This is a genomic window from Streptomyces sp. SID12501, assembly GCF_010550245.1.
Classification (GTDB): domain Bacteria; phylum Actinomycetota; class Actinomycetes; order Streptomycetales; family Streptomycetaceae; genus Streptomyces.
This window is the reverse complement of sequence record NZ_JAAGLU010000281.1, coordinates 1-596: the sequence shown is the minus strand read 5'-3', so window position 1 is coordinate 596 and position 596 is coordinate 1. Positions and strand designations below refer to the sequence as shown.

Below are 596 nucleotides of genomic sequence, written 5' to 3'. Positions count from 1 at the left end.
TCGGACATGTGCGCACCCGACGGCGTCATCCACGCGATGTCGCGCAGGTCGGACTCGCCGCCGTGCTCGGCGGCGCCGGCGAAGAACCGGCGCTGCCGGAACACCGGGTGGTCGCGGCGCAGGTGGACGACCCGGCGCGTGAACTCGTGCAGCGACTGCTGCGCGTCGTCCAGGTCCCAGTCCACCCACGTGATCGGGTTGTCCTGGCAGTAGCCGTTGTTGTTGCCGCCCTGCGTGCGGCCGAGCTCGTCGCCGTGCGCGAGCATCGGCACGCCCTGCGAGAGCAGCAGCGTCGCGAGGAAGTTGCGCTGCTGGCGCGCGCGCAGCCGCTCGACCTCGGGGTCGTCGCTCGGGCCCTCGACGCCGCAGTTCCAGGACCGGTTGTGGCTCTCGCCGTCGCGGTTGTCCTCACCGTTCGCCTCGTTGTGCTTGTCGTTGTACGACACGAGGTCGCGCAGCGTGAAGCCGTCGTGCGCCGTGACGAAGTTGATGCTCGCGATGGGGCGGCGGCCGGTGTGCTCGTAGAGGTCCGACGAGCCCGACAGGCGGCTCGCGAACTCGCCGAGCGTCGACGGCTCGCCGCGCCAGAAGTCGCG

Annotated in this window: 1 pseudogene; it reads right to left on the bottom strand. The window is 71.1% G+C overall.

The annotated features are described in order from the left end of the window. A pseudogene (locus tag G3I71_RS45745) lies at positions 1-596 on the bottom strand (glycogen debranching enzyme); the annotation flags it as partial.